The 25,438-nt window shown below is 61.3% G+C and carries 24 protein-coding genes; 15 read left to right on the forward strand and 9 right to left on the reverse strand.

The genetic code is table 11. From position 1 onward, the window contains the following. Positions 1 to 6: 6 nt before the first annotated feature. Positions 7 to 870: a PHP domain-containing protein gene (locus AC1D1M_RS12055; RefSeq protein WP_477775802.1), complete on the reverse strand. Its 864-nt coding sequence runs from the start codon at positions 868 to 870 to the stop codon at positions 7 to 9. An 87-nt stretch (positions 871 to 957) separates the two neighbouring features. Here AC1D1M_RS12055 and AC1D1M_RS12060 point away from each other — a divergent pair, with 87 nt between their 5' ends. From AC1D1M_RS12060 to AC1D1M_RS12085, 6 genes are all read left to right on the forward strand, one after another. After that, positions 958 to 1,554, forward strand: a complete 597-nt coding sequence (locus AC1D1M_RS12060; RefSeq protein ID WP_477775803.1) for a septation protein A — start codon at positions 958 to 960, stop codon at positions 1,552 to 1,554. 1 nt (position 1,555) lies between these two features. Beyond that, a complete protein-coding gene (locus AC1D1M_RS12065; protein ID WP_108218598.1) occupies positions 1,556 to 1,855 on the forward strand; it encodes a YciI family protein in 300 nt (99 codons plus the stop codon). A gap of 110 nt (positions 1,856 to 1,965) precedes the next feature. Beyond that, complete coding sequence (locus AC1D1M_RS12070) at positions 1,966 to 2,379, forward strand: SH3 domain-containing protein (protein WP_477775804.1); 414 nt, start codon at positions 1,966 to 1,968, stop codon at positions 2,377 to 2,379. A gap of 7 nt (positions 2,380 to 2,386) precedes the next feature. Further along, positions 2,387 to 3,064: a response regulator transcription factor gene (locus AC1D1M_RS12075; protein WP_007984138.1), complete on the forward strand. Its 678-nt coding sequence runs from the start codon at positions 2,387 to 2,389 to the stop codon at positions 3,062 to 3,064. A gap of 134 nt (positions 3,065 to 3,198) precedes the next feature. Further along, a complete protein-coding gene (locus AC1D1M_RS12080; RefSeq protein WP_477775805.1) occupies positions 3,199 to 3,648 on the forward strand; it encodes a Spy/CpxP family protein refolding chaperone in 450 nt (149 codons plus the stop codon). Between the two features lie 175 nt (positions 3,649 to 3,823). Next, the gene (locus AC1D1M_RS12085; protein WP_477775806.1) at positions 3,824 to 5,167 is read left to right on the forward strand and encodes a sensor histidine kinase; all 1,344 of its coding nucleotides are present in this window, start codon (positions 3,824 to 3,826) and stop codon (positions 5,165 to 5,167) included. Between the two features lie 137 nt (positions 5,168 to 5,304). Here AC1D1M_RS12085 and AC1D1M_RS12090 read toward each other — a convergent pair whose 3' ends face one another. Next, complete coding sequence (locus tag AC1D1M_RS12090; protein WP_477775807.1) at positions 5,305 to 5,871, reverse strand: NAD(P)H nitroreductase; 567 nt, start codon at positions 5,869 to 5,871, stop codon at positions 5,305 to 5,307. Positions 5,872 to 5,992: 121 nt separating this feature from the next. On the opposite strand from AC1D1M_RS12090, the gene AC1D1M_RS12095 reads away from it, so the two are divergent. Further along, positions 5,993 to 7,447, forward strand: coding sequence for a TrkH family potassium uptake protein (locus AC1D1M_RS12095; RefSeq protein ID WP_477775808.1), 1,455 nt, complete (start codon positions 5,993 to 5,995; stop codon positions 7,445 to 7,447). Here the strand turns inward: AC1D1M_RS12095 and AC1D1M_RS12100 are convergent. Then, the gene (locus tag AC1D1M_RS12100) at positions 7,404 to 8,465 is read right to left on the reverse strand and encodes an AraC family transcriptional regulator (protein ID WP_477775809.1); all 1,062 of its coding nucleotides are present in this window, start codon (positions 8,463 to 8,465) and stop codon (positions 7,404 to 7,406) included. The two genes, AC1D1M_RS12095 and AC1D1M_RS12100, sit on opposite strands and share 44 nt — an antisense overlap. A gap of 159 nt (positions 8,466 to 8,624) precedes the next feature. Here AC1D1M_RS12100 and AC1D1M_RS12105 point away from each other — a divergent pair, with 159 nt between their 5' ends. Then, complete coding sequence (locus AC1D1M_RS12105; RefSeq protein ID WP_008051185.1) at positions 8,625 to 8,936, forward strand: Mpo1-like protein; 312 nt, start codon at positions 8,625 to 8,627, stop codon at positions 8,934 to 8,936. A 27-nt stretch (positions 8,937 to 8,963) separates the two neighbouring features. Further along, positions 8,964 to 9,554, forward strand: a complete 591-nt coding sequence (locus tag AC1D1M_RS12110; protein ID WP_477775810.1) for an HD domain-containing protein — start codon at positions 8,964 to 8,966, stop codon at positions 9,552 to 9,554. A 141-nt stretch (positions 9,555 to 9,695) separates the two neighbouring features. Here AC1D1M_RS12110 and AC1D1M_RS12115 read toward each other — a convergent pair whose 3' ends face one another. Beyond that, positions 9,696 to 10,514: a UDP-2,3-diacylglucosamine diphosphatase gene (locus tag AC1D1M_RS12115; protein WP_477775811.1), complete on the reverse strand. Its 819-nt coding sequence runs from the start codon at positions 10,512 to 10,514 to the stop codon at positions 9,696 to 9,698. 134 nt (positions 10,515 to 10,648) lie between these two features. Between AC1D1M_RS12115 and AC1D1M_RS12120 the strand changes: the two genes are divergently transcribed. Continuing rightward, on the forward strand, positions 10,649 to 11,413 hold the full coding sequence (locus tag AC1D1M_RS12120) for an AraC family transcriptional regulator (protein ID WP_477775812.1): 765 nt from the start codon (positions 10,649 to 10,651) through the stop codon (positions 11,411 to 11,413). Positions 11,414 to 11,484: 71 nt separating this feature from the next. Further along, on the forward strand, positions 11,485 to 12,378 hold the full coding sequence (locus AC1D1M_RS12125; RefSeq protein ID WP_477775813.1) for a DMT family transporter: 894 nt from the start codon (positions 11,485 to 11,487) through the stop codon (positions 12,376 to 12,378). On the opposite strand, the gene AC1D1M_RS12130 is transcribed toward AC1D1M_RS12125, so the two are convergent. The 4 genes from AC1D1M_RS12130 to recQ form a co-directional block, all read right to left on the reverse strand. Next, complete coding sequence (locus AC1D1M_RS12130) at positions 12,372 to 12,659, reverse strand: Rdx family protein (protein WP_477775814.1); 288 nt, start codon at positions 12,657 to 12,659, stop codon at positions 12,372 to 12,374. The two genes, AC1D1M_RS12125 and AC1D1M_RS12130, sit on opposite strands and share 7 nt — an antisense overlap. 33 nt (positions 12,660 to 12,692) lie before the next feature. Continuing rightward, a complete protein-coding gene (locus tag AC1D1M_RS12135) occupies positions 12,693 to 13,925 on the reverse strand; it encodes a type IV pilus assembly protein FimV (protein WP_477775815.1) in 1,233 nt (410 codons plus the stop codon). A gap of 127 nt (positions 13,926 to 14,052) precedes the next feature. Next, positions 14,053 to 14,487: a MarR family transcriptional regulator gene (locus tag AC1D1M_RS12140; RefSeq protein ID WP_150724407.1), complete on the reverse strand. Its 435-nt coding sequence runs from the start codon at positions 14,485 to 14,487 to the stop codon at positions 14,053 to 14,055. A gap of 119 nt (positions 14,488 to 14,606) precedes the next feature. Next, a complete protein-coding gene (gene recQ, locus AC1D1M_RS12145) occupies positions 14,607 to 16,733 on the reverse strand; it encodes a DNA helicase RecQ (protein WP_477775816.1) in 2,127 nt (708 codons plus the stop codon). Positions 16,734 to 17,006: 273 nt separating this feature from the next. On the opposite strand from recQ, the gene AC1D1M_RS12150 reads away from it, so the two are divergent. The 4 genes from AC1D1M_RS12150 (at position 17,007) to lapD (ending at position 20,779) form a co-directional block, all read left to right on the forward strand. Beyond that, complete coding sequence (locus AC1D1M_RS12150) at positions 17,007 to 17,594, forward strand: UPF0149 family protein (protein WP_046816855.1); 588 nt, start codon at positions 17,007 to 17,009, stop codon at positions 17,592 to 17,594. A gap of 10 nt (positions 17,595 to 17,604) precedes the next feature. After that, complete coding sequence (locus tag AC1D1M_RS12155) at positions 17,605 to 18,000, forward strand: YbaN family protein (RefSeq protein ID WP_477775817.1); 396 nt, start codon at positions 17,605 to 17,607, stop codon at positions 17,998 to 18,000. 108 nt (positions 18,001 to 18,108) lie between these two features. Next, complete coding sequence (lapG, locus tag AC1D1M_RS12160; protein WP_477775818.1) at positions 18,109 to 18,816, forward strand: cysteine protease LapG; 708 nt, start codon at positions 18,109 to 18,111, stop codon at positions 18,814 to 18,816. 22 nt (positions 18,817 to 18,838) lie between these two features. After that, the gene (gene lapD, locus AC1D1M_RS12165; protein ID WP_477775819.1) at positions 18,839 to 20,779 is read left to right on the forward strand and encodes a cyclic di-GMP receptor LapD; all 1,941 of its coding nucleotides are present in this window, start codon (positions 18,839 to 18,841) and stop codon (positions 20,777 to 20,779) included. Positions 20,780 to 20,893: 114 nt separating this feature from the next. Here lapD and AC1D1M_RS12170 read toward each other — a convergent pair. Continuing rightward, positions 20,894 to 25,438, reverse strand: a 4,545-nt coding sequence (locus AC1D1M_RS12170; protein ID WP_477775820.1) for a beta strand repeat-containing protein, incomplete at its 5' end; no start/stop codon positions are given.

Below are 25,438 nucleotides of genomic sequence, written 5' to 3' on the forward strand. Positions count from 1 at the left end.
ACCTGTTCAGACGGCGGCAATAACTGGGTCATGTTTGAATCGACACCATAGCGGCGGCAGATCCTCCGGGAGTGGCCGGTATTCACCGATCTCCGACCAGCCTCCAGGGCCATGAAAATCACTGCCGGCACTGACCAGCAGACCGAATTCGCGAGCGAGAATGGCCAGACTGCCCACTTGCTCGGCAGGCTGGTAACCATTGACCACTTCGATGGCGTGGCCCCCTGCATGAATATAGTCGGCAATCAGCCGACGACGCTTGCTTCGGGTGAATTCGTAGTGCCAGGGATGTGCCAGGCTGACCCAGGCCTTGGCTGCGCGCAGGGTTTCGACGGTTTCTTCCAGGGTCGGCCAGTGTTGCTTGACGTCGCCCAGCTTGCCGGCGCCCAGCCATTTGCGGAACGCCTCGGCGCGGTCCTTGACGAAACCTTCACGCACCATCCAGTCGGCGAAATGCGGGCGGGCCGGCGCGTTACCGCTGTCGCCCAGCTCCTGCTGGATCTCCCGAGCGCCATCCAGCGCCCCCGGCATGCCTTTGAGCGCCAGTTTGCGGCTGATTTCCTCGGAGCGTAGCCAGCGGCCATCATGCAATCTGGCGATGGCCTCGACCAACGGCGCGGCATTCACGTCAAATCCGTAGCCCAGGACATGAATGGTCGCGCCGCCCCAGGTGCAGGACAATTCGACGCCGTTGACCAGTTGCATCCCCAGCGCGGTAGCCGCGTGCCGGGCCTCGTCGAGGCCCTCGAGGGTGTCGTGATCGGTCAAGGCCAGGACTCGCACGCCTTTCTCGAACGCCCGCGCCACCAGAACCGCAGGCGCCAGGGCGCCATCGGAGGCCGTGCTATGGCAGTGCAAATCAACATTCACAGGGCTTTGTAACCTCAAATCAGCTGGCGCTATCGCGCGCCCATATGTTTGTTATTATGCCGCCACATCCTGCTTCTGGCTGCCACTGTGAAACAATTCATCGATTTCATCCCGCTCCTGCTGTTTTTCATCGTCTTCAAAATCGATCCACGGGTCGTCGACATCGACGGTCATGAGATCACTGTAGGCGGTATTTACAGCGCCACCGCGATGCTGATCGTCAGTTCCCTGGTGGTCTACGGCACACTGTTCATCAAGCAGCGCAAGCTGGAGAAGAGCCAGTGGCTGACCCTGATCGCCTGCCTGGTCTTCGGCAGCCTGACCCTGGCGTTCCACAGCGAGACGTTCCTGAAGTGGAAAGCCCCGGTGGTCAACTGGCTGTTCGCCCTCGCGTTCATTGGCAGCCACTTCGTCGGTGACAGCCTGCTGATCAAGCGCATCATGGGCCACGCGCTGACCTTGCCGGAACCGGTCTGGACGCGCCTGAACATTGCCTGGATCGCCTTCTTCCTGTTTTGCGGTGCCGCCAACCTGTTTGTCGCGTTCACCTTCCAGAGCTACTGGGTCGACTTCAAGGTCTTCGGCAGCCTGGGCATGACTTTGCTGTTCCTGGTCGGCCAGGGCATCTACCTGTCCCGCCATCTGCACGATGCCGATACCACTACGCCAAAAACCGAGGACTGACATGCTTTACGCAATCATTGCCACAGACGTCGCCAATTCCCTGGAAGCCCGCCTGGCCGCACGGCCTGCGCACCTCGAGCGCCTGCAAGTGCTCAAGGGCGAAGGCCGCATCGTTCTGGCCGGCCCAAATCCGGCGGTCGACAGCAATGATCCGGGCGCGGCGGGCTTCACCGGCAGCCTGATCGTCGCCGAATTCGACTCCCTGAGCGCCGCCCAGGCCTGGGCCGACGCCGATCCGTACATTGCCGCAGGCGTCTACGCCAACGTTCTGGTCAAGCCGTTCAAGCAAGTCCTGCCATAACTTGTCCCCACGCGGTGAACCATATCGGTTCATCGCGTTCTCAATCGCTCATTGTTCTCGTTTGCCGGCCGACAAACTGCCCAATACTCGTATTGGAATCAGGAGTCGTGATGCGCAAGGGTCCGTTGTGTCTGATGTTGGTCACGTTGTCGATCGGGGCGCCCGCCCACGGTGAGGAAAGTGTCGAGGGCGGTAATTCGACGCCTCTGTCCTTGAGCGCCGGCAGCCAGATCACCGATTTGCAGCAGCGTTTGAAAGAAAGCGAGCGGCAACGGGAAGAACTGAACAAACAATTGCAAACTGCCGATGGCGAACGCGAAAGCCCGCTGCTGGCCCGGTTGCGCCAGGAGAACCAGCGCTTGAAGCTGCAACTCAAGGAAGCCCAGGCCAGCAGTCCGCTGCCGCGCCTGCTGACCGACCAGCAACAATGGTTTGTCATTGGCGCCGGGGTAGCGCTATTGGCTCTGCTCTGCGGTATCTTCGCCAGTGGAGCAAGTCGAAAACGTCGACAATGGCTAAATTGAGTGAGTCATGAGCGAGCTGTTACTTATTGATGATGACCAGGAGCTGTGTGAGCTCCTGAGCAGTTGGCTGAGCCAGGAAGGGTTTCAGGTACGCGCCTGTCACGACGGCCAGAGCGCACGCCGTGCGCTGGCCGAAACCGCCCCGGCGGCCGTGGTGCTGGATGTGATGTTGCCCGATGGCAGCGGCCTGGAACTGCTCAAGCAGTTGCGCAGCGATCACCCGGATCTGCCGGTGCTGATGCTCTCGGCCCGGGGCGAGCCCCTGGACCGTATCCTCGGCCTGGAACTCGGGGCCGACGATTACCTGGCCAAACCCTGCGATCCACGGGAACTGACCGCCCGCCTGCGCGCGGTCTTGCGTCGTAGCCACCCGGCAGCGGTATCCAGCCAGATGGAACTGGGCGACCTGTGTTTCAGCCCGGTGCGCGGGGTGGTCAGCATCGACGAACAGGAATTCACCCTCACCGTCTCCGAAAGCCGTCTGCTGGAAGCCCTGCTCAAGCAACCCGGCGAGCCCCTCGACAAACAGGAACTGGCGCAGATCGCCCTCGGCCGCAAGCTGACCCTGTACGACCGCAGCCTGGACATGCACGTCAGCAACCTGCGCAAGAAGATCGGCCCACACCCCGATGGCCGACCGCGCATCGTTGCCCTGCGCAGCCGCGGTTACTACTACAGCCTCTGAACCCCGTAGGGTTTGTCAGGTCAGCCGAAAATCATGTTTACCAAAGCTTTACCCTCCGCTGACCGCCGCTGACCTTGATCTGCGTAATCTGTACTCATCCGGAACGTACCGGGAACGAGACAAGGAGATACACCATGCGCAAGACTCTTATCGCTCTGATGTTCGCTGCTGCCCTGCCGACCGTTGCCATGGCCATGCCTGAAGGCACCGGCCCCATGGATGGGCCGATGGACGGTTCGCGCCACGGCGGTCAGATGCACGGCATGCACGGCAAAGGCCCGTACAGTGAACTGGACCTGAGCCGCGAACAGCGCGAGCAGATCCGCAAGATCATGGGCGAGCAGATGCACGAGCGTAAGCAACTGGTCGAGAAGTACCTGGAGAAACTCTCGCCAGCCGACCAGAAAGCCATGAAGGACGAGATGGCCGCTAACCACAAGAAAGCTGAAGCGGACGTGCGCGCCTTGCTGAAACCGGATCAACAGAAGAAATTCGACGAGATCCAGAAAAAACAGGCTGAACGTCGCGCCGAGTGGGCCGAGTTCAAAGCCTGGAAAGCGCAACAACCGCAAAAAGCGCAATAATGCGCTAACCCGGGACCCGACGGCTAAACACCGTTGGTGTCTGACACCACACCAATCACTGTGGGAGCGAGCTTGCTCGCGATGGCGTTCTTTCAGACACATTGATGTTGAATGTGCCGACGCAATCGCGAGCAAGCTCGCTCCCACATTAGTTGCGTTTGCTTGAGGATTTCCTGTGCGTTCATTGTTCTGGCGCATCCTGGCCAGCTTCTGGCTGGCCATCGCTCTGGTTGCAGGGCTTTCCATCCTGCTCGGGCACATGCTCAACCAGGACGCCTGGATTCTCAGCCGTCACCCGGGCCTCAACACGCTGGCCGAACAGTGGACGCAAACCTACGAAAGTCAGGGCGAAGACGCCGCCCAGGACATTCTCCAGCAACGCAAACGCCAATATCACATCGACGTTCAGGTGCTTAACGAAAGCGGCGATCCGGTGGTGCGCGGCACCTTTCCCAAACGTGCCGCGGCCTTTGAGGCGCGACAGAACAATGAGGACCGGCGCCTGCCATGGCGGCGTCTGACCGATGAGTTCACCAGCGAAAAAACCGGTGACACCTACCTGTTCATCTACCGCATTCCGCACCCGGAACTGGACGCCTGGCACCGCGAGAGTCTGCTCTGGCCGCTGAGTGCGCTGGGGATCGCCCTGGTGGTGCTGACCCTGTTCAGCCTGCTGGTGACCTTTTCCATCACTCGCCCGCTCAGTCGTCTGCGTGGCGCGGTGCATGACCTTGGCCAAACCACCTATCAACAAAACAGCCTGGTGAAACTGGCCAACCGCCGCGATGAGTTCGGCGTGCTGGCCAACGACTTCAACCGCATGGGCGCACGCCTGCAAAGCCTGATTGGCAGTCAGCGGCAACTGCTGCGGGATGTGTCCCACGAACTGCGCTCGCCCCTCGCCCGCCTGCGTATCGCACTGGCGCTTGCCGAACGGGCCACCCCGCAAGAACGGGAACAGCTCTGGCCGCGCCTGACCCGTGAGTGCGACCGACTTGAGGCGCTGATCAGCGAAATCCTGGTACTTGCGCGGGTCGACTCCGATAACGCCAGTGCCGAAGAGGTGGATTTGAACGCCTTGCTCAATACACTGCAAAAGGACGCGCAACTCGGTTCACCCGAGCAGCTCGTCCACCTCGAAGCCGAGGCGCAACTGAATCTGAAGGGCTGGCCGACCATGATCGAACGGGCCGTTGACAACTTGCTGCGCAATGCCCAGCGCTTCAATCCGGTGGGCGGCCTGCCGATCGAAATGCAGGCGCTGCGTCAGGGTGAGCGGATCGTCGTGAGCGTGCGCGATCACGGGCCGGGAGTCAGTGCCGAATACCTGAGCCAGCTCGGTGAGCCGTTCTATCGGGCGCCGGGGCAGACTGCGGCCGGACATGGCCTGGGCCTGGCCATTGCCCGGCGAGCAGCGGAGCGACATGGCGGCAACCTGGTATTGGCCAATCACCCGGAAGGCGGGTTCATCGCCAGCCTGGAATTGCCGTTAGTGCCGGGGGCTGTCGTACAACCCTGAGGTTATCCCCCAATTATCTGAATGACACAGATCTACTGTGGGAGCGAGCTTGCTCGCGATGGCGTAGGCACATCCAACATCAATGGGGCAGAAAGTCCGCCTTCGCGAGCAAGCTCGCTCCCACAGGTTTTGAAGTGTCAGGCTTTACCCGGCCAGGCGCTGACGAATTCGGCGAGATCGACTTTCTCCGCCACCCGCGGTTCTTTCTGCGGTGTGCCCAGATACAGAAAGGCAATCACCTCTTCCCCTTCCGTCAAGCCCAAACCCTTGGCCACATGCGGTGAGTAAGCCAGGTCACCGGTACGCCACACCGCACCAATGCCCTGCGCATACGCTGCCAGCAAAATCCCGTGGGCCGCACAGCCCGCCGCCAGCAACTGCTCGGACTTCGGATATTTGACGTGATCCTGCACGCGAGCAATCACTACAACCACCAGCGGTGCCCGCAGTGGACCATTGCGCGCCTTGTCAATGGCCGCTTCGCTGACTTCGCTGTCCGAAAGCTTCGCCGCTTCGGCCAGCAACTCGCCCATTTGCTCGCGCGCCGCGCCTTCCACCGTCAGGAAACGCCAAGGCTGCAAGTGACCGTGATCCGGGGCGCGCATGGCGGCGCCAAACAGCACCTCGCGCTGCTCCGCAGTGGGTGCAGGGTCAATCAGTCGTGGAACGGAAACACGGTTGAGCAAAGCGTCGAGAGCCTGCATCGGCCACCTCCTGAAAAATTTGTGCGGCTATTCTAGCGGTAACTGCCGCAGCAGTGCCGGTTTACATGCCCTGCCTCGCGGGTAGAATGGCGCCCTTTCCACTATCAGCCGAGCGGACCTCATGGCGTTGCCGACCTTACGGATCATTGGTTTCATCATCGGCATCTTCCTGATCACGCTGGCTATCTCCATGGTCGTGCCCATGGCCACGCTGGTCATTTTCGACCGCACCAGCGATCTGCCGTCGTTCCTCTGGGCCAGCATGATCACCTTTGTCGCCGGTCTGGCACTGGTGATTCCGGGGCGCCCCGAACACATTCACCTGCGCCCCCGGGACATGTACCTGCTGACCGTCAGCAGTTGGCTGGTGGTGTGCATCTTCGCCGCGCTGCCGTTCCTGCTGACCCAGCACATCAGCTACACCGACTCTTTCTTCGAAAGCATGTCCGGCATCACCGCCACTGGCGCAACCGTACTCAGCGGCCTGGACACCATGTCCCCCGGCATCCTGATGTGGCGTTCCCTGCTGCACTGGCTCGGTGGCATCGGTTTCATCGGCATGGCGGTGGCGATTCTGCCGCTGCTGCGCATCGGTGGCATGCGGCTGTTCCAGACCGAGTCGTCGGACCGCTCGGAAAAAGTCATGCCCCGCTCGCACATGGTGGCGCGGCTGATCGTGGCGGCCTACGTCGGCATTACCATTGTCGGCAGCCTGGCGTTCTGGTGGGCCGGAATGAGCCCGTTCGATGCAGTCAACCACGCGATGTCGGCGATTTCCACCGGCGGCTTCTCCACCTCCGACCAGTCTTTGGCCAAGTGGCCGGAGCCAGCGGTGCATTGGGTCGCGATCGTCATCATGATTCTCGGTGCCCTGCCGTTCACCCTGTATGTCGCCACGTTGCGTGGTAACCGTCGGGCGCTGATCAAGGATGAACAGGTTCAAGGCCTGCTCGGCATGCTGCTGGTAACCTGGCTGGTGCTCGGCACCTGGTATTGGTGGACTACCCAGCTGCATTGGCTGGAGGCACTGCGACATGTGGCACTGAACGTGACGTCGGTGGTGACGACGACCGGTTTCGCACTGGGGGACTACAGCTTGTGGGGCAATTTCTCGCTGATGCTGTTCTTCTATCTGGGGTTTGTCGGCGGTTGCTCCGGCTCGACCGCGGGCGGCATCAAGATTTTCCGCTTCCAGGTGGCTTACATCCTGCTCAAGGCCAACCTTAATCAACTGATTCACCCGCGCGCGGTGATCAAGCAGAAGTACAACGGTCACCGCCTCGACGAAGAAATCGTGCGCTCGATCCTGACCTTTTCGTTCTTCTTTGCGATCACCATCTGCGTGATTGCGCTGCTGCTGTCGCTGCTCGGCGTGGACTGGATGACCGCCCTCACCGGCGCGGCCAGTACCGTGTCCGGTGTCGGCCCGGGGCTCGGCGAAACCATCGGCCCGGCGGGCAATTTCGCCACCCTGCCGGATGCCGCCAAGTGGATTCTGTCGTTCGGCATGCTGCTGGGCCGACTGGAGATCATTACGGTGTTTGTGCTGTGTATTCCGGCATTTTGGCGTCATTGACCGCTTCAGATGATTGCATCAGCTGCATCCGGTACTCGCCGGGTGTGGCGTCGAACCAGCGGCGGAAAGCACGGAAGAAGTTGCTCGGATCGGCAAAACCCAGCAAGTAGGCGATCTCAAGCAAGGTCATGGTTGGTTGCGCCAGGTACTGCTCGGCCAGTTCACGCCGGGTATCGTCCAGCAGCACTTGAAAACTCGTGCCCTCTTCTTGCAAACGCCGTTGCAAGGTGCGCTGGGACAAATGCAGCGTCTGCGCCACGGTGTCGCGCTTGGGCTCGCCCTGGGGCAACAGGCGACACAACACCTGCCGCGCCTGGTGGGTCACCCGGCTTTCGGAAAAGCGCGCCAGGTACTCGCCGGCAAAGCGGTCATGCAGCAACGCCATCGCCTCGTTGGCCGTCGGCAGTGGCGCTTCCATGTCCGAACGCTCGAAAATCAGCGCATCGTAAGGCGCGTTGAACAGCAGCGGTGCATGGAAGGCTTGTTTATAGGGTTCAAGGTTGACCGGCTCGGCGCCTTGCAACAACACTTTGCGTGGCTGCAACGTACGCCCGGTCAACCACCCGCACAGCGCCAAGGCACAGGCAAGTGAAGCTTCGGCGCTTTGCCGGGTCGGCGGCAGATGGTCGCCATGTACCGTCAGAATCAACGCGTAGCCTTCTTCCAGCAGCTTGAAACTCAGGTCGGCACTTTCGGCGATGATCCGCTGATAGCGCACCAGACGCTGAAAGCCTTCGGCCAGGGTCTGACTGGACATCAAGGCGTAACCCGTCACATGAAACTGCGCCGGTCGCACCACTTTGCCCATGTTCAGGCCGATGGCCGGGTTGCCGGACAGCTCGACCGCGCGCTGCCACAGCCGTGTCATGGAATCTTGCGGGAAGCGTGCGTCCGGATCATCCAGTGCCGCGTAGTCGAGCCCCAGTTGCTTGAACAGAGCCCGGCAATCCAGGCCGTCCATCTCCAGCGCTTTGACAATCCCCATCGCCCAGCTTGCAGAAGTCGTTCGTTCGCTCATAACGTTTTCTTACATGGTGGCCGCATGCTACGGCTATTGACCGAAGGATACTAAAGTGGCGCCTATTGTCAGTGGCTGATGCCATTGATCACTCTAGACTCAATTAAGCTACCCGCAGAACAACTTGCAGCAAGAACAATAACCACAGAGATCGCTGTCGTGGAAAACGTCAAACGGTTCAACAGCTTCGCTGAGTTCTATCCTTACTACCTCAGTGAGCACAGCAACAGTACCTGCCGCCGTTTACACTTTATCGGCACAACGCTGGTTATCTTGATTCTGACGCTGACCATTGGTCGCGGAGCATGGATGCTGTTGTGGGCCCTGCCACTGGCAGGTTACAGCTTTGCCTGGGTCGGGCATTTCTTCTTCGAGAAGAACCGCCCGGCAACGTTCCAACACCCTTTCTATAGCCTGCTCGGCGATTTTGTCATGTACCGGGACATGGTTCTGGGGCGCGTTCCGTTCTAGCTGACATCCGTCACAAGAGAGTTGCCTATGAATGCCAATGCCCGTTTCACCCACATGAAGGACGGTACGCAGGAAGACTGGGCGATCATCGCCGCGGACTTCAGTGCCTACGCGCGACAATTGCCTGCACGGATTGTGGCGCACCTGAAGTTGCTGGAGGGGGATTTTGGCGGGTTCCCGGTGGATCGCCTGACCCACTCCCTGCAAACCGCCACCCGCGCCTGGCGCGATGGCCGCGACGAAGAGTACGTGGTCTGCGCCCTGCTCCACGATATCGGCGACACCCTGGGCTCCTACAACCACCCGGACATCGCGGCGGCGATCCTCAAGCCGTTCGTCAGCGCCGAAAACTTGTGGATGGTGGAAAAGCACGGGATTTTCCAGGGCTACTACTTCTTCCATCACCTGGGCATGGATCGGCATCTGCGTGAACAATTCCAGGACCATCCGCAGTACCAGACGACCGTCGAATTCTGCGCCAAATACGATGCGGCGGCGTTTGACCCGGCGTATCACACGCTGCCGCTGAGCTTTTTCGAGCCGATGATGGAGCGGTTGTTTGCGCACCCCAGGAACTCGATTTACAAGGCGGCGATGGAAGAGCAATCGCCAGCCTGACAGATCCAGCGGGACCGCTTCGCGGTCCATCGCGAGCAGGCTCGCTCCTACAGGTTTTGCGGCGTCCACAGATTCTGTGTTCACTACAAGTCTACTGTAGGAGCGAGCCTGCTCGCGATGAGGTCCGCACGGGCATAGTAATTATTGGGCCAACTCCGCCACCCTGGCCGCCTTCAACTGCGCCTCACGCGCCTGGGCATCCGCCAACCGGTACAACTCGATCGAACCATCCCAATGCTCGATCAGCGCCGTGCACGATTCCACCCAGTCGCCGCAATTGAGGTAGTCCACCTCGCCGACCTTGCGAATCTCGGCATGGTGAATATGCCCGCACACCACGCCGTGCAACTCGCGTTTGACGCATTCATGGGCGATGGCTTCTTCGAAGTCGCTGATGAAGCTGACCGCGGTTTTCACCTTGTGCTTGAGGTAGGCCGACAGCGACCAGTAGCCGTAGCCATATCGCGCGCGCCAATGATTGAGCCAGCGGTTGAGGGTCAGGGTGAATTCGTAGGCCGAGTCACCGAGAAACGCCAGCCAGCGATGGTAACGGGTGATCACATCGAACTGGTCGCCGTGAATCACCAGCAGATGCCGGCCGTCGGCGGTGACGTGCACGGCTTCGTCCACCAACTGGATATTGCCCAGAATCAGCTTCGAATAGCGGCGCAGGAATTCGTCGTGGTTGCCGGTGACGTAGATCACCTCGGTGCCACGCTTGCTCATGGTCAACAGACGGCGGATCACGTTGGTGTGCGCTTGCGGCCAGTACATGCCACCGCGCAGTTTCCAGCCATCGATGATGTCGCCGACCAGGTAGATTCTGTCCGAGTGGTAGCTCTTGAGAAACTGCGACAGGTGTTCAGCCTGGCAATCCCGGGTGCCCAAATGCACGTCGGAAATCCATAAAGTCCGTACGCGTTGCTTACGGGTGGGTTTGGCGAGCTCGGCGCTGGTCATGGGCAACCCTCAGGCAAGTTTTGCCAAGTCTGCCCCGGCCCGGTTAATGGTCCATGACAGCGTCAAGTCAGTCCTGTGACAGCGCTGGCAGGCCCGCTCGGTGTAGACTGACGCCCTGAACCGGGAGACCCGCGATGAGACCGATCCTCACGCTTCGCCAATACAGCCACGACCTGATCGTCCACAGCCACGACCACGCGCAACTGGTGTTCGGGCTCTCGGGCGCGCTGGATTTCGAGGTCGACGGCCGTGGCAGCCAGGTGGTGCAGCAGAGCTTCGTGGTGATACCGTCGGGCGCTCATCATGCGTGTGGCAGCCCCAATGGCAGCCGCTGCCTGGTGCTGGATGTGCCCAGCGAACAATGGGTCTCCCAGTCGTTGGGCGATCACGCCGAGTCCAGCCGACGTTTGCTCGACAACGCCGGCCGTCTGTCACTGGACGCCGGGCAAAGCCAATTGGTCAGTTGGCTGGCGAACAGTCCGGTCGATGATCCGCTGATCGCACAACAAGGCGCGGTGCTGTTGCTGGCCAGTCTCAACAACGCCAGGCCCGACGCCGTCGGCGGTCGGCGCCTGCCCTATGCCGCGCTGAATGCACACATCGATCAGTACGCGGCGTACCCGCTGCAGGTGGCAGACCTGGCCCATGTGGCCGGCCTCTCCAGTGCCCGTTTGCATGCTCGATTCATCGCCGAATGCGGGCAGACGCCGATGGACTACATCCGCAGCCGACGCCTGCACATCGCGGTGGGCTTGCTGCGCAACTCGGCGCTGCCCATCGGTGAGATTGCCAGCCGCGTCGGCTACAGCTCCCAGAGTGCCTTTGCGGCAGCGGTGTTGCGCGAGTTCGGGGCATCGCCCGGGAAACTGCGGCGCGAGGCTGGCGACAAAGGACGATAGTCTGCCGACAGACTTGATGGGCGATTACGCGCTTCAATGATGCCTCTGTTCGTTTGTCGTTAAGGATTGCAATGACTCCCCGTACCGCCCTTGGCGCCTTGCATATCGGCGCATTGATGTTCGGCCTGACCGGTGTGTTCGGCAAACTGGCTGCCGCGTCACCGGCGATCATCGTATTCGGCCGCGCCGCCTTTGCCGTACTCGCGCTGGCATTTTTTGCACGGTTCGCCAGCCAGACACGCTGGCAGAAACTCGAGGCCGTGGACTGGCGTCGGCTGCTGCTCAGCGGCTTGTTGCTGGCCGGGCACTGGGTGAGCTTCTTCATTGCGGTGAAAGTCGCTGGCGTGGCGATTGCGACACTCGGTTTCGCCAGTTTCCCGGCCTTTACCGTGATCCTCGAAGGGCTGATCTTCCGCGAGCGCATTCGCGCCAATGAAATCGTGCTGGTGCTGCTGGTGAGTGTCGGCCTGGTGCTGGTCACGCCTGATTTTGACTTGGCCAGCGGCGCCACCACCGGTCTGCTGTGGGCCGTGGGTTCCGGGTTGTTGTTCGCCCTGCTGTCACTGACCAACCGTGCCAGCTCCGGGCGCGTCCCGCCGGTACAAGCGGCGCTATGCCAGAACGTGGTGGTTGCCCTGTGCCTGCTGCCGGTGGCGGCGCCTCAATTGAGCGAAGTGCGCGCCATCGACTGGCTGTGGATCGGCCTGCTTGGTGTGCTCTGTACCGGTGTCGCCCACAGCCTGTTCGTCGCCAGCCTCGCGGTGATCAAGGCACGCACTGCCGCCGTGGTGTTCGCCCTGGAGCCGGTCTACGGCATCACCGTCGCCTGGCTGCTGTTCAACGAAAACCCGACCGTGCGCATGTTGCTGGGGGGCGCGCTGATCATTGTGGCGATTGTGGTGTCCAGCCGGCTCTCAAGTGGCACAAGCAAGAAAGCCGTTGCAGCCGAGGCCGCGTCTCACTGAGTGCGGTCGTTGTGCCCCAGGTCGCGGTCCGGGTCGATCTGGTCGCGGATCCGCTGCTTGAGCACTTTGGCCTCAGGGAAGCCACCGTCCGCCTTGCGCTCCCAGATCTGCACGGCGTCACAGTAAATATGAAAGACCCCGCCGGTGCCCGGCACCAGGGAGACTTTGCCCAGGTCATCACCAAAGGTGCTGAGCAGTTCCTGGGCCAGCCAGGCCGCACGCAACAGCCATTGGCATTGCGTGCAATAGGTGATGACGATTTCCGGTTTGCTGACGGTCATGATGGGACGTAACTCCAGAGTTTGACGACGCCGCTATGATAGCCCCACCGGTGGTTGCCGAGACGGCGGAGCGGGTTGCGCCTCTAACTCGAACGCAGGCTCGATCATGGCCAGAGCAGCCGACTGCTTGTTCTCGTTTGGGCTGATCACGTCCCAACTCGACGCCATGGACAGCTCCTCCAGGTTGAGCCGGTACTCATCGTCAGCGGCGGACTCGCCGGATATCGCCAAACCCGGAACCATCGCCACGGCAGCTGCGCCCGCGATGGAGCGATGGCTATCGACCCGCTCAAGCTCATCGTTGGCTGGCACCGCGACTGGTTGCCTGACGGAGGGCCACGTCACAGGCTCGGTAAAAAGCTCCACCAACGGTTCATGCTGCGACGACAGCATCTCTGAAGCTGTGGCCTGATGCTGCTGGCGTCGGTGGCGAACAAACCAGCCCAGCACCAGCAACGCCATCAGCGCCGACACGCCGGCAATCGGCAGCCAGCCAGTCCCGGGGTTTTCAGCAATGACGGGGGCTGGCGTCACTGCGTCAGAAACTATGGGTTGCGCCTTTACCTTCTTTAGCTCCGCCAGTTGGGTTTGCAGCTCGGCCAGCTGTTTTTTCTGGCCGGCGATCAGCTCATCCTGGCCTTGAAGCTTCGCGTTGAGCTCATCGACAGTGGTTTGCAACCTGTGGTTTTGCAGGGCGCTGGCGGCCAGTTGTTCGACAGCAGGATCAACCACGGGGACGTCAGATTCTGGCTTTGTCTTTGCCACGGGTGACGGCACGACCGGTCGAACACTGGGGAATGCGGACGCCGGGGAACTGGATACCGGCTCATCGGCGGGAACAACACCTGGCGTACCCGGCGGATCGATCAGTACTGTGTATTCGCGCAGTAACCGACCGTTGGGCTGATTGAGCTGCACGAGGAAATTCAGGAAGGGTTCACTGACCGGTTTGCTGGACGTCACCTGGATCACGCTGCGATTACCGCGCAGGACCGGGGTGAACTTCAGGTTGTTGAGGAAAAATACCCGGTCGACCCCGGCACGGCTGAATTCGTCTGCCGCTGCCAGGCTGACCGACAGCTCACTCTCCTCCAGGCCAGCCGCATCCACCAGGGCGATATCGGCACGCAGCGGCTGATTCAGCGCCGAATGCAGGGTGATGTCACCCAGGCCCAGCGCTGGCGCCCAAGTCGAATAAGTGACAGCGGCCCCGGCCAGCAACCACTGGAAACAACCGCGTAAAACCAATCGCCAACACTTGAGCATGAGCATCCTTGAGATCTACAGAAACTACCCGTACGCGTTCGTACATCCGTTACGAACACGATATTGCCGAGTAGTTCTTATAGTTTGCCCAATGCGCTATCTCAAAAACCTGGCGTTCGGTTATGCCTCAAGATTTTTCAAGGTTGCCCAGGATATGCCCGTGAACCCGCATGCACACCTTCAAGTCCGCCTCATCGACGCCTTCGAACAGTTCGTGACGCAGCTGCGTGGCAATGGTTTCAATTTGTTCGATCAGGGGACGCGCCGGCGCGCAAAGCACGATTTTCTTCGCCCGACGGTCTTCCAGCACCGCTTGGCGTTGCACCAGGCCCTGGCTTTCCAGGCTGTCGAGCAAACGGGCCAGGGTCGGGCCTTCGACGCCGACGCTTTGTGCCAGCTCACGCTGGGTCGGAGCTTCATCGAAACGCGCCAGGTGCAACAGCACCAGCCAGCGCGCCTGGGACAAGCCCATGCCCGCCAGCCGGCGGTCCAGTTCGGCACGCCAGCCGCGGGACATCTGGGCCAATTGCATGCCAAAGCGGTGTTGATCGGTTAACGGCATAAAACACTCAAGATTAGACTGAAATAAATAAAAACTAATTATTAGTCAGCTAAGCATGAGCCTCGTCTTGAGGCAAGGCTTGATCTGTAGTGAATCGTTAAATCAGCACTACGGATGTCTCAAATCTCGAACTCCGACTGCAAGGCAGCCCGAACGCAGTACAAGACCCCTTCCGGTACCCGGCCCGCGAACAGCGCAGCGATCTCGGAAACCGGCGGCAACTCACCTTCGCCGTCGAGGAAGGCATCCTGGACTTCCCCCATCAGATCCTCAGGCAGATCCAGCGCCTGCTCCAACGACAACTGCTGCTTGCCGATCGCTTCGGCCAGCATGGTGTAGACGTTCTTTTCCGAGCACTGCAACTGACCGGCGATCTGTACCGGCGTCATCCCGGCCCGCGCCAGAGTGATCAGTTCGTGACGTACGTCGGCCACCACTTTCGGCGCCTCGACCTGGCCGCCGAGCACCTCGAGGAAGGCCTCGCCATACCGCTCCAGCTTGCGCGCACCGACGCCGCTGACCCGGGCCATTTCCGCCAGCGAAGTCGGTTGGCTGCGCAGCATTTCCAGCAAGGTCGAGTCGGGAAAGATGACGTACGGCGGTACGCCATGTTCTTCGGCGAGCTTGCGCCGCAAGGCGCGCAAGGCTTCCCACTGTTCGCGCTCCTCGCCGCGGACCAGTTGGCTCGCCTGGCTCTTGCTGCTTTTCGCCACGGTTTGCGCCTTGAGATCGCGGCGCAGCTCCAGGGTCACTTCACCCTTGAGCAGCGGCCGGCACGTGTCACTCAGACGCAGACCGCCATAGCCCTCATGGTCAACATCGGCCAGACCACGAGCCACCAGTTGGCGGAACAGGGAGCGCCACTCGCCTTCGGCCCTCGCCTTGCCGACCCCGAACACCGACAGGTGCTGATGGCCGAAGCTGCGAACCTTTTCGTTGTCCTTGCCCAGCAACACATCCACCAGGTGTCCGACGCCGTAGCGCTGACCGGTGCGGTAGATCGCCGAAAGCGCCTGACGCGCAGGCTCGGTGGCATCCCAGGTCTGCACGCCGTCGACGCAGTTGTCGCAATGACCGCAAGGCTCGGGCATGTCTTCGTCGAAGTAGGCCAGCAGCGTTTGCCGGCGGCAGCGGGTTTCTTCACAGAGCGAGAGCATGGCGTCAAGCTTGTGTTGCTCCAGGCGCTTGTGACGCTCGTCGCCTTCGGAGTTCTGCAGCATCTGCTTGAGCATCACCACGTCTTGCAGGCCATAGGCCATCCAGGCATCCGCCGGCAGGCCGTCACGGCCGCCACGACCGGTTTCCTGATAGTAGGCTTCAAGGGATTTCGGTAGATCGAGGTGCGCGACAAAACGCACGTTGGGCTTGTCGATGCCCATGCCGAACGCCACCGTGGCGACCATGATCAGGCCTTCCTCATTGAGGAAGCGTTTCTGATGGTAGGCGCGCAAATCGTTGGGCAGGCCGGCGTGGTACGGCAGCGCCGGGAAGCCTTGCTCGCTGAGAAACGCGGCGACTTCCTCGACTTTCTTGCGCGACAGGCAATACACGATGCCGGCATCGCTACGGCGCTCGGCAAGGAACGCCAGCAACTGCTTGCGCGGCTGCTCCTTGGGCACGATGCGATAAAAGATATTCGGCCGGTCGAAGCTCGACAGGAAGCGCTCGGCGTCTTGCAGGTGCAAACGGGTGACGATTTCTTCCCGGGTGCGCTTGTCGGCCGTGGCAGTCAGGGCGATGCGCGGCACGTCGGGGAACATTTCCGCCAACTGGCCCAGTTGCAGGTATTCCGGGCGGAAGTCATGCCCCCATTGCGACACGCAGTGTGCTTCGTCGATGGCGAACAGGGCGATGTTCAGCCCCTGCAGAAATGACAGCATGCGCGGCTGGACCAGACGTTCCGGCGCCAGATAGAGCATTTTCACTTCACCGCGGCGGATGCGGGCAGCGAGGTCGCGCTGCTGCTCGGCGCTGAGGGTAGAGTTCAATGCGGCGGCCGCCACGCCCAGCTCTTCAAGGGTAGCGACCTGATCGTCCATCAGTGCGATCAGCGGCGAGACCACCACCGCCAGGCCTTCGCGCAACAGTGCCGGGACCTGGAAGCACAGGGATTTGCCGCCACCGGTAGGCATCAGGACCAGGGCATCGCCGCCGCTGGCCACGCGCTCAATGATTGCACCCTGGCGGCCACGGAAACTGTCGTAGCCGAAGATGTCCTTGAGGACGCGTTGAGCCTGTTCGAGCATAGAAACTCCAAAAATCACCGAAACATCCCTGCAAGGCTGGTTCAGAACCCGCAACGCTGCACTGACAAATCGTAAGTGCGCATTGCATGACGCTTCACATTTCAGCCGTGACGCCAGCAGGGCATCACAAAACGCGCGAGTATACCCGAGCCCCGTCCGGCAAAGGGTGCCGCCGATAAGACACATCGATGCGCAAATATGCCGTGCGGCTGGCCCAAGTGCTCAAGAAGGCCTAGAATTCCCGCATCGAACATTCCCCAAGGTAGTCCTTTAATGTCCTTCGCTGAGCAACTAACCCGCCTGCAAGTCTTCCTCGACGCTGATGAACTGCATGACGAGGCGCTGGACTACGTGGCCGCCCACGGCTACCTCACTGCGCTGTCGATCTGTTCCGAAACCGTTCCTGACCGTGAGTGGATCGACGCCCTCTTCGCCGAAGAGCCGCATTACAGTGGCGAAGCCCAGCGTGAAGAGATCGAAGCCACGCTGATCGGCCTCAAGGCCCACATCGCCCGCCAACTGGCCTCCGACGAAGAGTTCGAGCTGCCGTGCGACCTCGACCTGGGCGACGACCCGGACGATTCCGAACTGCGCGGCTGGTGCATCGGTTTCATGGAGGGCGTGTTCCTGCGCGAAGAAGCCTGGTTCGAAACCGCCGAAGACGAAGTCAGCGAAATGCTGCTGCCGATCATGGTCGGTTCGGGCCTGTTCGACGAGCAACCGGAGTTCTCCGACATTGCCGCCGACGCCAACCTGATGGACGACATGATCGTGCAGATCCCGGAAGCCCTGACCGCGCTGTACCTGCTGTGCAACGCGCCAGACGAAAAACCGGCGATTCTCAAGCCCCGTCACCACTAAGATCCGGCCTATGGACCACCCCATAGGCAACCGCCCCCTGATGTTGCGCTACGGGCTGCTGGCCATCGGCTGGCTGAGCGTGGCGCTGGGGGTGATCGGAATTTTCCTGCCGGTATTGCCCACCACCCCTTTCCTGCTACTGGCGGCCGCCTGCTTCGCCCGAAGTTCGCCGCGCTTTTATCAATGGCTGGTGGAACATCCACGGCTCGGCCCGTGGATTCGCGATTACCTCGATGGCAACGGTATTCCGCTCAAGGGCAAGGTCTACGCCATCGGCCTGATGTGGGCGAGCATCCTGTTCTCCTGCTACCTGGTGCCGCTACCCTGGGCACGGGGCTTCATGCTGACCAGTGCGATGCTGGTGACAATCTACATCCTCAGACAAAAAACCCTACGCAAGACTTGAAATTCAAGTGGTCGCGGCTGCGATCTTTTACTTTGCAGGCCGACGACCTGCCCTACCCCGGCAAAAACTCCACCTAGACTTCACCCATCTACACTCGAGCAGCCAGACATGGCCCGCAGTCTGCGTAGTCCAGGATGGCCAGCGCTCCGACTTCGGCTCGGCGGCTGGTTGCTGCTGGCTGGTTTGCTACTGACCGTATTCAACGGGGTCCGGGCCGACTGGGATTTTGCGCAGATTCTGCAAACCGCCGAAAAACGCTACGGCCCGCTTGGACCGGCGCGAGGTCGGATCGAGGCGTGGAGTCAAATGCTGCAAAGCGCACGCGGCGCGCCCGAACGCGAGCAGCTCAACGCGGTGAACCGCTTCTTCAATCAGCAGCTGAACTTCCAGGACGACACGCGCATCTGGCAGCAGACCGATTACTGGGCCACGCCCGTCGAAGCCTTGATCAAGGGCGCCGCCGATTGCGAGGACTACGCTCTGGCGAAATACTTCAGCCTGCGCCGACTCGGCATTCCCAGCGAAAAACTGCGCATCACCTACGTCAAGGCCCTGAGCCAGAACCAGGCGCATATGGTGCTGACGTTCTACAGCACCCCCTCGACCGACCCGCTGGTACTGGACAACCTGATCGGCGATATCCGCCCCGCGTCCCAACGCAAAGACCTGCTACCGGTGTACGCCTTCAACGCCGAAGGCCTGTACCTGCCGGGCAAGAACGGCGGCCAGCGCAGCAGCGACTCGAAAAAGCTGTCGCGCTGGCAGGACGTGTTGAAAAAAATGCAGGCCGAAGGGTTCGACATCGGCGACGGCTAACCACCATGGCAAGGAGCGATGTATGACACTGCGTAAACAGCTGTTCCTGGCCATCTGCCTGTTCCTGTTGGTGGCGTTCAGCGGCAGTTTTTTTGCCAGCCTGGAAAGCTCCCGCGAGCAAACGCTCAGTCAACTGCGCGCCCACGCCCAGGACGCAGCCACCGCGCTAGGGCTGTCGCTGACGGCACAGGTGGATGACCCGGCCATGATGGAGCTGATGGTCAGCGCGATTTTCGACAGCGGCTATTTCAGCAGCATCCGCGTCATCAGGCTCAAGGATCAGCAAACCCTGGTGGAACGCGGCGCACCGACGAAAATCGACGGTGTGCCTGACTGGTTCGTCAACCTGGTGGACCTGCGCCCGGAAGGTGGCGACGCCTTGATCATGCGCGGCTGGGAACAACTGGCAAGGGTCGAAGTGCTGAGCAATCCGCAATTCGCCCTGGCCAAGCTTTGGGACAGCACCCTCGGGAGCCTGATCTGGTTGCTGTTGTGCGGGCTGTTCAGTGCGGTGATTGGAGGATGGATGCTGCGTCGGCAATTCCGTCCACTCGACAGCATGGTCCGACAGGCTGAAGCCATCAGCAAACGCGAGTTTCTCAGCCTGCCGAAACTGCCGCGCACGCCGGAACTGAAACGGGTGGTGCTGGCGATGAACCAGATGGTCGAGAAGCTCAAGGCGCTGTTCGCCGAAGAAGCTGCACGCAGCGAAAAACTGCGGGCCGAATCCTACTTGGACAGCCTCACCGGCCTGGCCAACCGGCGCCTGCTCGACGAGCAACTGGCCGACCATTTACGCGTGTGCGAACAGAGTCGCGATGGTCATTTGCTGATGTTGCGGATCAACGACCTGAACGGGCTCAACCAACGACTGGGCGGCCAACGGACTGACGCGCTGATCACTGCCGTCGGCGAATTGCTCAAGCGCCTGACTCAGTTGCCGGAGCGTCGTACCTGGCTGGCGGCACGCAATCGTGGTGGCGAATTCAGTCTGTTGACGCCGGGTCTGGACACTCAAAGTGCCGCGCGTCTTGCCGCCGATGTCAGCGTCAGCCTGGAGAACCTGCGCCTGACCGGCGCCAGCGATTGCATGCCGGTCGCCCATCTGGGCGTTGTCGCCTACCGCCCCGGTGAGCCGATCAGCAACGTACTCTTGCGCCTAGATCAGGCGCTGACTGAATCGCGACAGCATCCCGTGCGCCCCTGGGTGCACTTGAGTCACCGCGACACGGCGCCGAATCACTCCCAACACGATTGGCGCACCTGGATCGACGACGCCCTGACTCAAGGCAAAATGCAGCTGTACTTTCAGCCCGTTGTGCAATGCGCCGATACCCGCCAGATGCTGCATCACAAAGTGCTCGCACGCCTGCTCGACCCGCAGGGCGAGGCGATTGCCGCCGGGCATTTCCTGCCGTGGATCGAGCGCCTTGGCTGGTCGGCACGGTTCGACCTGGCGATGCTCGAAGCCACGCTGGACGATCTGGTGCTCAACCGCAGGCCCCTGGCACTGAGCCTGTCCGGGAGCACCCCCCGCGACCCGGTGCAATGGCGAACAATCCTCGACCTGCTCGACTCCCTTCCGGAACTGGCGCCGCTGCTGACCCTGGAAATCGACGAGCGCCAACTACCGTCTCCCGAAGTACTGCAGAACCTGAGCAGTACATTGCTCAAGACCGGTTGTCGAATCGGCCTGCAACACTTTGGCGGGCGCTTCAGCCAGATCGGCAACCTGACCCAATTGGGCTTGGCGTACCTGAAAATCGATGGTGCCTACATTCGCAACATCGACGAGCAGCCTGACAAACGGCTGTTCATCGACGCGATCTTTCGCGCGACCAATAGCATCGACTTACCGCTGATTGCCGAGATGGTCGAGACACATGGGGAACTGGAGGTGATCAGGGAGTTAGGTGTATTCGGGGCCATGGGGCGGTTGATCGGGGCGCCAGAGCCGATGTGATGATGGGTACATCGAGGTTCTGTAACCGCTGATCGGACATCGGCCTTTGACCCCGGCAACAAAAAACCCGCCCCCCCTTCACAGGGATGGCGGTTTTTTTAGTGGGCTTTCAGGTCACACAGTATCCACCTTCAACGAATGATCATTGAGCATGCCGTTGATGATGGTCGCCGTGTCATGCCCGCCCGCGATCACCCCACCCGCCCCCGGCGTTACACCGTAATGGCTGGCAAGGTTGACGCCTGCCAGGTCGATGGTCTGGTTCGGCGCGGCGCCGGCCATGGCGCTGACGTCGATGCTGGTCACCGTCGACGGCCCGCTGCCGGTGACGGTGAAATGCAGGTAGTCATCCAGCGAAGCCGTGGTGCCRTTTTCCCCTTGCAGCAGTTGCGACAGGTCGAGCTTGTCGGTGCCAGGCGTGAAGTCGGTGATCAAATCATGACCACTGTTGCCCTTGAGCCACTGGAAGGTGTCGGCCCCAGCCCCGCCGGTCAGGGTGTTGTTGCCCAGACCGCCGATCAGCCAGTCATCGCCGCCCCCACCGTTGAGGATGTCGTTGCCCAGGCCGCCGTTGATCACGTTGCTGTTGTTGTCACCGGTCAGGGTGTCGTTGAAGTTCGACCCGGTGAGATTTTCGATGCCGGTCAGGGTGTCCGTGCCCGCGCCCAGGGTGTTTTGCCCACCGAGCAGGCCAAGATTGACCGTAACGCCCGCCGTGGCGTGCGCGTAACTGGCCGTGTCGATGCCCGTGCCGCCATCGAGGATGTCATTGCCTGGGCCGCTGAAGAGCAAATCATTGCCGGCGCCGCCGTGCATCTCGTTGTTGCCGGAGCCGGCAGTGAGCACATCGTTGCCGTCACCGGCATTGATGATGTTGTTGCCCGTGCCCGCTACCAGTACGTCATCCCCGCTGGTGCCGGTGAGGGTGTGGCCATCCTGATAGCTGATGGTCAGGTTGGCCGAGTCGCTGCCGCCATGGTTGTCGTTGGCGGTGTAGGTGCCGTGGTAGTCCGCGGTGATGTCGTGTGCCCCGGCGTAGTTGACGGTCATGGTCAGCTGATAGTCTTCCGCCGCATTCGTATTGCCGTTACCGGGGTCGGTGATGTTGGTCATGTGGATCTGGTAAGTGCCATCCGCGCTTGCGGTGATGGTGCCGCCATCGGCGATGCTGACGAACGCCCCACCGTTGAGCGAATACTCCATCGTGACGTGCCCGGGGTCCAGGTTGTGATCGAGGTTGAGCGTCTCACCTTGTTTCAGCTTGACCGTGATGAGGTCTTCATTGTTGCCATTGGAGCTGTTCGCTTTGTCGAGATAGCCACTGATCACCAGCAGCGCCGTCATGGTCGCCGTGTTGGCCGCAAAGGCATTGCGCACGTCTGCCAGACTCTGGTTGGCAGGGTTGTTGTTGGTGCCGGTGAAGCTGATCGCGCCGGTGCCGGTGAAGTCCGCGCCCTTGGCTATCCAGCCGGTGTTGAAGGAGGTCGGTGTCGCCGAGAGTTGATCGCCATTGGGGTCGGTGTCGTTGGCCAGCAACAGTTCGCCCGGCACCACGACGGTGCCCGAGAGCACGTTGGTGATGACGTTATCATCGACGGCCACTGGCGGTGCGTTCGGTATGACCTTGACCGTCAGGGTGGCGCTGGCCAGGTCGCCGTCGTTGTCGCTGGCGGTGAATGCGATGTTTTCGGTGATCAACACCGATGTGGTTTTCTGCGAAATGTAGGCGTATTCACCGCTGTCGAGATTGATCTGCAAGGTACCGCTGTTGTTGGTGGCAATGCTCAACGTGTTGTCTGCGGTGTTGAACGTGCCGTGGTTGAGCCCGCCGCTGAAGTTCAGCGAGCCCTGATTGCTGTTGCCGCTCGGATCGTAGGTGTACGTGGTGCCGTCCACCGTGATGGTTTTGATGAAGCCGCCATCGGCGCCGAATGTGCCGCCCTCGCCCAACAGCGAACCGGTGACCGGTGCGCCGATCACGGTGCCGGACAGCACCGAGTTGAGCTGGTTGAGGTCGGTCACCACCACTGCATCGGTGTCGGTGTGGCTGCTGCCGTCATAGGCCAGTGGATTGAGGTTGGCGTTGCTGACGCCGCTGCCCAGGCCGATCGCGTAGTTCTTGATGTCGTTGGCATCGAGGAAGGCTTTCAGCGCGGTCTCGTCGGCGGTGCCGATTTCCTGGCCGGTGGTGGGCTTGCCGTCGGAGAAGAAGTAGCCGACGTTTTGCGCCCCGGTGAGTTTGCCCGAGGTGTTGAACGCGGTCTGCATGGTCACCACGGCCGCGTCGTAGTTGGTGCCGCCGTTCGCGATGAGGCCGGCCAGCAGTGTCTTGGCGGTCGCGACATCGACCCACACCGAGGTCATGTCGGTGGCGCTGCTGCTGAAGGTGACGAGCTGGACTTTCACATCGCCGAGGTCGTCGTATTTATCCAGCAAGGCACTGATGGCCTGCTTGGCCAGATCCAGGCGCGACAGGCCCGACACGCCGGAAGGGTCGTCCATGCTGCCGGAAACGTCGAGTACGATCAGCAGGTTGGAATCGATCTCCACCGCCGCCACCGAGCGATCCGTTGCCACCACCTTGGGCACGTCATCGACAATGTTGACCACGATGGTACTGGTGCTGCTGTTGCCCAGCGCATCGGTGGCTTTATAGGTAAAGCTTTCACTCAGACTGTTCGGCCCGTCGTTGGCATTCGGAGAGGTTTTCGGAGCCGAGGTGAGGGTGTAGGTGTAGCTGCCGTCTGGGTTGAGCAGGATCTGCCCGTAGGTGCCGGTGGCGCTGCCGACCAGGGTGTAGGTGAGCGCGCCGCTGCCACCCGAGACCGAACCGACCAGGGTCCCGGACGCGGTTTCGCCAGTGTTGCCCGGGTCGCTGCCGGTGACTGTACCGGCGACCAGGTCCTGGCCGTCCATGCTCAGGTCGAGGGCTTTTTCGTAGACCGTCACGTCGCTATCGGGGTTGGCCTTGATGATGCTGTTGGCCACGTCGATGGTGATGGTGGTGGTGCTTTCATCGCCATCGGAATCGCGCACGGTATAGGTGAACGTATCAGTGGCCCCCGCATCGCCGACCGAGTTCTGGTTGCTGTGATACACCGCGTTGCCGTTGGCATCGAGGGTCAGGTAGCCATAGGTACCGTTGATCTGGTTGCCCAGCCCGCCGATGGCCGACGTTGAGGTATTGCTACCGGCGCGCACGCCGACCACCGTCGCCGGACCATCGGCGCCGCTGATGTCGTTGCCCAGCACACTGATGTTGACGGTGCCGCCCTCCGTCACCGACGACGAGTCAGGTTTGGCGCTCGGCAGGTCATCGACGATGTTGACGTTGATCTGCCCGGTCTCGCTGTCGCCGTCCGTATCGGTGGCCACGACGTTGAAGTTCTCGGTGAGGCTGTTGGTGCCGTTGGCCGTTGGATGGGCTTCGTTATCGTTCAGCGTGTAGCTGTAGCTGATCACCCCGGTGGCGGCGACGTACCCGGTGATGGTCAGGGTGCTGCCCAGTGGCGTGACGGCGGTTTGCGGGAAGCCAGCGACCACACCACCGCTGACGACCGTGATGCCGCCGACGGTCAGGGTCTGCAGGCCATCGAGCGCGGTCACGGTGAACGTGCCGTTCTGGGTCAGGGCCGACGTGTCGGGGCTGCTGCCGTCGCTCAGGTTTTTTTCGTAAACCGTCAGCTCGCCGCCATACACGTCGAGGTCGTTGAGGGTCACCGTATTGTCGTTGTTGTAGACGTTCAGCACCAGGTTGGCAGTGCGGCTGTCGCCGTCCGAATCGGTGATGGTGTAGGTGAAGGTTTCGCTGCCGTCGCCACCGCCGTGCAGGGCTTTGAAGTCGRCATCGCTGGGGTTCAGSGTGTAGGTGTAAGTGCCGTTGGCGTTGAGTACCAGGGTGCCGTAAGTCCCGGTGAAAGTGCCTGGGGTGATCGGTCCGGTGTTTTCGCCCACCGTCACSYGGTCGGCGCCTTGCACGTCGTTGCTCARCACGTTGCCGTTGAGGGTCAGCAGGGTTTCCGAGGCCGTTGAAGCGTTGCTGTCGTCCATGCCTTTTGGCAGGTCGTCGACGATGTTGACGTCCAGTGAACCGGTCGCGGTGGTGCCGTTGTCGTCAACCACGGTCACGGCGAACTGCTCAGGCAGGGTGTTGGCGTTGTTGCCGGTTGGATGTACTTCGTTATCGTTGAGGGTGTAGCTGTAGCTGATCACCCCGGTCGCTACGTTGAACCCGGTGATGGTCAGGGTGCTGCCCAGCGGCGTGGTGATCGATTGCGGGAAGCCGGCGGCCACGCCTCCGGTGACTACGGCAATGTCGCCGACGGTCAGGGTCGTCACACCGTCAAGGGCGGTGACGGTGAACGTGCCGCTCTGCGTCAGGGCCGACGTGTTGGGGCTGCTGCCGTCGCTCAGATTTGTTTCGTAAACCGTCAGCTCACCGCCATACACGTCGAGGCCGTTGAGGGTCACCGTATCGTCGTTGTTGTAGACGTTCAGCACCAGGTTGGCAGTGCGGCTGTCGCCGTCCGAATCGGTGATGGTGTAGGTGAAGGATTCGGTGCTGCTGCCACCGCCGTGCAACGCCTTGAAGTCGGCATCGCTGGTGTTCAGGGTGTAGGTGTAAGTGCCGTTGGCGTTGAGTACCAGGGTGCCGTAAGT

This window comes from Pseudomonas sp. P1_F7 (assembly GCF_056405655.1).

What these genes read in the sequence shown, in the direction of transcription:
- AC1D1M_RS12065 (WP_108218598.1), top strand. Translation starts at nt 1,556, where the DNA reads ATGCTTTACGCAATCATTGCCACAGACGTCGCCAATTCCCTGGAAGCC.
- AC1D1M_RS12070 (WP_477775804.1), top strand. Translation starts at nt 1,966, where the DNA reads ATGCGCAAGGGTCCGTTGTGTCTGATGTTGGTCACGTTGTCGATCGGG.
- AC1D1M_RS12075 (WP_007984138.1), top strand. Translation starts at nt 2,387, where the DNA reads ATGAGCGAGCTGTTACTTATTGATGATGACCAGGAGCTGTGTGAGCTC.
- AC1D1M_RS12080 (WP_477775805.1), top strand. Translation starts at nt 3,199, where the DNA reads ATGCGCAAGACTCTTATCGCTCTGATGTTCGCTGCTGCCCTGCCGACC.
- AC1D1M_RS12090 (WP_477775807.1), bottom strand. Translation starts at nt 5,871, where the DNA reads ATGCAGGCTCTCGACGCTTTGCTCAACCGTGTTTCCGTTCCACGACTG.
- AC1D1M_RS12095 (WP_477775808.1), top strand. Translation starts at nt 5,993, where the DNA reads ATGGCGTTGCCGACCTTACGGATCATTGGTTTCATCATCGGCATCTTC.
- AC1D1M_RS12100 (WP_477775809.1), bottom strand. Translation starts at nt 8,465, where the DNA reads ATGAGCGAACGAACGACTTCTGCAAGCTGGGCGATGGGGATTGTCAAA.
- AC1D1M_RS12110 (WP_477775810.1), top strand. Translation starts at nt 8,964, where the DNA reads ATGAATGCCAATGCCCGTTTCACCCACATGAAGGACGGTACGCAGGAA.
- AC1D1M_RS12115 (WP_477775811.1), bottom strand. Translation starts at nt 10,514, where the DNA reads ATGACCAGCGCCGAGCTCGCCAAACCCACCCGTAAGCAACGCGTACGG.
- AC1D1M_RS12120 (WP_477775812.1), top strand. Translation starts at nt 10,649, where the DNA reads ATGAGACCGATCCTCACGCTTCGCCAATACAGCCACGACCTGATCGTC.
- AC1D1M_RS12125 (WP_477775813.1), top strand. Translation starts at nt 11,485, where the DNA reads ATGACTCCCCGTACCGCCCTTGGCGCCTTGCATATCGGCGCATTGATG.
- AC1D1M_RS12130 (WP_477775814.1), bottom strand. Translation starts at nt 12,659, where the DNA reads ATGACCGTCAGCAAACCGGAAATCGTCATCACCTATTGCACGCAATGC.
- AC1D1M_RS12135 (WP_477775815.1), bottom strand. Translation starts at nt 13,925, where the DNA reads ATGCTCAAGTGTTGGCGATTGGTTTTACGCGGTTGTTTCCAGTGGTTG.
- AC1D1M_RS12140 (WP_150724407.1), bottom strand. Translation starts at nt 14,487, where the DNA reads ATGCCGTTAACCGATCAACACCGCTTTGGCATGCAATTGGCCCAGATG.
- recQ (WP_477775816.1), bottom strand. Translation starts at nt 16,733, where the DNA reads ATGCTCGAACAGGCTCAACGCGTCCTCAAGGACATCTTCGGCTACGAC.
- AC1D1M_RS12150 (WP_046816855.1), top strand. Translation starts at nt 17,007, where the DNA reads ATGTCCTTCGCTGAGCAACTAACCCGCCTGCAAGTCTTCCTCGACGCT.
- AC1D1M_RS12155 (WP_477775817.1), top strand. Translation starts at nt 17,605, where the DNA reads ATGGACCACCCCATAGGCAACCGCCCCCTGATGTTGCGCTACGGGCTG.
- lapG (WP_477775818.1), top strand. Translation starts at nt 18,109, where the DNA reads ATGGCCCGCAGTCTGCGTAGTCCAGGATGGCCAGCGCTCCGACTTCGG.
- lapD (WP_477775819.1), top strand. Translation starts at nt 18,839, where the DNA reads ATGACACTGCGTAAACAGCTGTTCCTGGCCATCTGCCTGTTCCTGTTG.